Raw genomic sequence first — 4781 nt, 5'->3', positions numbered from 1 at the left:
CGTTGGCAAATCGAAATTTTATTTAAAACGTGGAAGTCATTCTTTCAAATTCATCATTGTAAAAAGATAAAACCAGAACGATTGGAATGCCATTTATATGGTCAATTGATTGCCATTCTACTCTGTTCTTCTATCATGTTTCAAATGCGCCAATTGCTCCTTATAAAGAAAAAACGAGAGCTTAGTGAGTATAAAGCCATATATATGATTAAAGACTATTTTCTTCTTCTATTCCAAACTATACAAAAAAACACCCAAGAGCTATCAAAGGTGTTACTTCGCCTGTTCAATCTCCTACAGCAAAACGGGAGAAAATCTCATCGATATGAGAAGAAAACAGTCTTTGATATATTAGGTGTCGTTTACAATTGTACCATGTCTGATAATCAAGCCGCTTAATTCAAAAAAGTGAAACCCGTTAGGGTTTATTTCGTATGCAAATCTTTCAATCATCTACACTTGCCCTTTAGAAAAAAGAAACAATCTCGCCTGAAATTGACTTTGCATAAGCTTAGCTTGATAGCGATGTGGTGCTACCCCTAAAGGGAAAAATTAATACATTTTACAAATAACCGGAAATGATGTTATACCTTGATGGGGTAAATCCCCCTTCGCTTCCTCTATTTAATTCTTTGGCAAGGATATATTTTCCTGATGATAATCATAACCTATATCAGAATTTCATTTATTATAGGAAAATTCCAAAAGGGGTGAATGTGATGGGTTTCCCGCCTCAACAACAAAGTAAACCTGGCATTGAATCATTAATGATACCTAGACCTATATTTGATAACCCCAATTACAAACCAGCCGGTAAACTTATAAATAAGGTAGCGCTTATAACTGGTGGGGATAGTGGAATTGGGAGGGCTGTCGCTGTAGCCTTCGCGAAAGAGGGTGCAGACATAGCAATCTCATACCTAAATGAGCATAGTGATGCAAAAGAAACGGAGTTCTATGTTAAAAAGTATGGCCGTAGTTGCATTACCATTCCAGGTGATATTGGGTATGAGCAGCATTGCCAACAAGCAGTAATGCAGACAATTCACCAATTTGGTCGTATTGACATTTTGGTGAATAATGCCGGTGTACTATACATAAGGAACAGTCTACTTGATGTAGATTCTAACCAACGAACAAGTACCTTTCACACAAATGTTTTTTCTCATTTTATTTTGACGAAAGCTGCTTTGCCATATATGAATTCAGGGAGCTCCATAATAAATACAACATCCCTTAGTGCCTATCATGGAGATCAAGATGCAATTGACTACGCAGCATCTAAAGGAGCCATTGTTTCCTTTACACGTTCGCTGTCATCGTCACTGGCACCGCAAGGGATCCGAGTTAATGGTGTGGCCCCGGGACCAATTTGGACTCCATTAATTCCATCTTCCTTGCCTCCAGAATGGCTTGCCACATTTGGAGACCATGTTCCTATGAAGCGAGCCGGTCAACCGTTTGAAGTGGCACCTGCTTATGTATTCTTGGCATCCGAAGATGCATCTTACATATCAGGACAAATTCTGCACGTGAATGGTGGGGAAATTATAAACGGTTAACTATTTAACAAAAAATTTGTATTATATTGGCTTAAGTATTATGGAATTAAAATCATAAAAAACAAAATACCGTTTAAGCAACCTGTAACCACTCGTATAAGATTTGATTCGCATCGATACCTATGTCATTGATTTGAATTTTCGAAGTGCTTAAAAAGAAATCTAAGAGGTCATTTTTTAGATTCACAATCATTTTTTTGAAGTTTATGTAAAAAAAAGAAAAAGAATCCGTTTTTAAAAATGGATTCTTTTTTATTACTTCTTTAACTTAGTGTAATCTATATTCTCCTGTTAATTGTTCTTCGGCCATTCGAACTAAGCGTTTTGTAATTTCTCCACCGACAGAACCATTTGCACGCGATGATGTATCAGGTCCAAGTGTGACTCCTAATTCGCGAGCAATTTCATACTTCATTTGCTCAATAGCACTTGCAGCAACTGAAATATGAAATTCATTTGCATTATTTTCGTGTCTTTGAATATTCATCGTTGCACCTCCATTATATTCGTATATAACATGTGCTTAATTATGATATTTATGCATGGGTAACCTATTTTCTTCTAGTATTTTTAGGAGAACTCTTTTTCTTTCTCTCTTACCCATATTCCACTAATTGAATTTGAAATACATCTGAATCCTTAATTCCTAACACATTCATTTCTTCTCTAAATGAACGCCAGGATTCTACTTTTATTGATTTTTCTTGATCATTTCTTAATGTGTAGATTCTTGAGTACTCTATAATTAACCCTCTTCAAACGTTAAATAATGTACATTGCATTTCAGTATAACAATAAAACCGCCTGTAAGGACGGTTTCTCTTTGCGTTATTTTTTTATGGCTCTACGCTTTCTTATTTTCTCTTTAATATATTTTATGTTACGTATGCCTAGACGAATTGAAGCGAAGATAAGGTAAATCATTATACTAACGTAGACTACTAACCAACTCGTATACATAAATGTACCTTGAAATCCATTTTCAGTAAGCCAGTTAGTGACCCACATTCCACCGAAGTAAGCTGGGACTGTTAGCAAGCTTACATCTTTAGGATCTGTCGCAAGATAAATCATTAAAAATAGAAAAGCGAGTGCCCCTATCGTACTAACATTTTCAAGAATCATTTTCGAAAATCACCTACTTTATGATTAATAATATAGCAATAATTCACTATCTTACTCGCTTACTGCCCCTGTAGTCTTGATTACTGTTTGTTTTTTCTACTGTCATATAATGACTTCCCTACCATGATAAGAAATATAATAAATATAGTTATATAAGGGTTATCGAAAACTAGGAAATATAATCCAACTGCAAACATAAATATCAGAATTAAATATGCCAATTCCTCCCTCCTAACCACGCCAAAATTTTATGTTCTTTACTTCTTGTTTAAGGTTTTATATCCTGTTTTCCTACTTAAAAACAGTTTTTTTATTTAGCTATAAACTTATAAATAAACCAAATGATTAACTTTATCCCACCTCAAAATTCGGCAGTAGTAAAGAAATTAGGTGGGAGAACACCTAGTTTTAAACGCCCGATTGGTTCAACAATTAATCAGTGGGGGAAAAACCCCTCCACTGACAGAGCCATTTGCACGTGCTGATGTATCTATTCCAAGTGTAACTCCTAATTTACTAGCTGTCACTAAACTTAACTACTATACTACATTTGATTAAATGTAATTTCTTTATCAATAAACTCCAAGCTTTCGTATTATTTTTCATACGAATAAAACCATTGTTTAATCATGTAAAAAACACATAATTAAACAATGGTTTTTTATGTTAACATTTTACACTAACATATCCGCAAAGGAAGTACCCACATTATTCTTCCGTTTCATATGCTTCTCTAAATAGATTTTTGTTGTTTGGATATTTTCATGCCCCAGTGTTTGCATTAAATGATATAGATCCGCATTTCCTTGTTCAACGGCCATGATTGCAAAAGCATGACGGAATGTATGTGCCGTTACTGGATTCTCACGATACTGCAGAAACTCTAAATTTGTCTTTTTAATCATATCTGTTACCTGGTTCGATAACGTTTTTGAATTATAAAAGTTCCCCCTTTGGTTTACAAATAAAGGACTTTCATCTCCTTGATCTAATACGGTTTGGAACCCTCTTCTTCGTCTCATTTCACAAATACACTGGTACAAATGCTCAGAAATGAAAAGTTCACGCATCTTATCGCCTTTACCCTTTACTTTTAACCAGTACTTTCCGTCATAATGTAAATCTTTTACCCTCGTTGTACACAATTCTTGAATCCTTGCACCTGTACTTGCCAGAGCTAGTAAAATTGTATAGTTTACTACATGCCCTCTTTCTTTATAAAACCCTAAGATTTTCATAACTTCATCATAAGATAAATCCCGATTTGGCCGATCCTGTTCATTTACATTAGCGCGCTGCAGTTCTTCATGAAGAGGTTTTTCGATATAAGCAAATACATGAAGGTGTTTTAAAAAAGAACGAATAAGTACTGTTTTCTTTGCAAGTGTTGCGACTGCATATGTTTCCCCATTCCTACCGTTCTCTACCTGCTTCAACCAAGAGTTGTATTTACGAATATGCCAAGGTTGCAATGTTTTTAATAAAGAGTCATTTTGCTGTACTTCTTCCCCATTTAATTCGAAATTCTCTGCATGCTGCACCATGCACTGACAAAATGACAAGATTTCAGATGCATAACTCTTTTTCGTATCTTCTTTTCTATTCTTCTTCTCATCCATATCTTTTTGTAAATGTACGAAATGATAAATGACTTCCAAATCGCTTAAATACGTATATTTACTCTTTCCCTCTTTTTCAGCAACCTCCATCTTCTCTTCCACCTTATCTACATAACGATTATTATGCAGGAATGGAACGATATCTCTTATATTCTCTAAATATGTACCTATATATCCAGTTTGATTATTTATAATGTGTAAATTTTCTCTTCCACTTTGATTATCCATATTTCAAATTCACCTCTCCTATTGAAGATTATGAATATATTACTTTTTATTACCTATACTTATCATTTTATTTCACTTCTATCAATTATACAAATGATAACTCATATTCTTTCTGTAAGAATGCTACATTCTTCTCTATTTACATATACTTATATTTTTTAATAATTTATTAATAAATAGATATCGTTTAATGATTAAGTACTCAACTTTTATACTGTCTCTTATACACATCTGACGCTGCCGACGA

Annotated in this window: 5 protein-coding genes; 2 read left to right on the top strand and 3 right to left on the bottom strand. The window is 34.2% G+C overall.

What is annotated here, in order from left to right; all coding sequences use genetic code 11:
• Window positions 1-399 (top strand): transposase (locus JDS80_RS30210; RefSeq protein WP_199640762.1); only part of this gene is annotated, 399 nt, incomplete at its 5' end.
• A 320-nt stretch (window positions 400-719) separates the two neighbouring features.
• Window positions 720-1562, top strand: a complete 843-nt coding sequence (locus JDS80_RS30205; protein ID WP_199640761.1) for an SDR family oxidoreductase — start codon at window positions 720-722, stop codon at window positions 1560-1562.
• A gap of 268 nt (window positions 1563-1830) precedes the next feature.
• Here JDS80_RS30205 and JDS80_RS30200 read toward each other — a convergent pair whose 3' ends face one another.
• The 3 genes from JDS80_RS30200 to JDS80_RS30190 all read right to left on the bottom strand — a co-directional run bounded on the left by JDS80_RS30200 (window position 1831) and on the right by JDS80_RS30190 (window position 4534).
• On the bottom strand, window positions 1831-2049 hold the full coding sequence (locus JDS80_RS30200) for an alpha/beta-type small acid-soluble spore protein (protein ID WP_097833428.1): 219 nt from the start codon (window positions 2047-2049) through the stop codon (window positions 1831-1833).
• Window positions 2050-2390: 341 nt separating this feature from the next.
• Entirely contained in the window at window positions 2391-2687 is a 297-nt protein-coding gene (locus tag JDS80_RS30195) for a hypothetical protein (RefSeq protein ID WP_199640760.1), read from the bottom strand.
• Window positions 2688-3361: 674 nt separating this feature from the next.
• Window positions 3362-4534 (bottom strand): tyrosine-type recombinase/integrase, encoded by a 1173-nt coding sequence (locus tag JDS80_RS30190; RefSeq protein ID WP_199640759.1) that lies wholly within the window; start codon window positions 4532-4534, stop codon window positions 3362-3364.
• Window positions 4535-4781 lie beyond the last annotated feature (247 nt).

Origin of the sequence: Bacillus cereus group sp. N8, from assembly GCF_016483685.1 — a bacterium.
Lineage (GTDB): Bacteria > Bacillota > Bacilli > Bacillales > Bacillaceae_G > Bacillus_A > Bacillus_A proteolyticus.
Note: the sequence above shows the minus strand (reverse complement) of the source record. Positions and strands in the feature narration are given on the sequence as shown.

What these genes read in the sequence shown, in the direction of transcription:
- JDS80_RS30205 (WP_199640761.1), top strand. Translation starts at nt 720, where the DNA reads ATGGGTTTCCCGCCTCAACAACAAAGTAAACCTGGCATTGAATCATTA.
- JDS80_RS30200 (WP_097833428.1), bottom strand. Translation starts at nt 2,049, where the DNA reads ATGAATATTCAAAGACACGAAAATAATGCAAATGAATTTCATATTTCA.
- JDS80_RS30195 (WP_199640760.1), bottom strand. Translation starts at nt 2,687, where the DNA reads ATGATTCTTGAAAATGTTAGTACGATAGGGGCACTCGCTTTTCTATTT.
- JDS80_RS30190 (WP_199640759.1), bottom strand. Translation starts at nt 4,534, where the DNA reads ATGGATAATCAAAGTGGAAGAGAAAATTTACACATTATAAATAATCAA.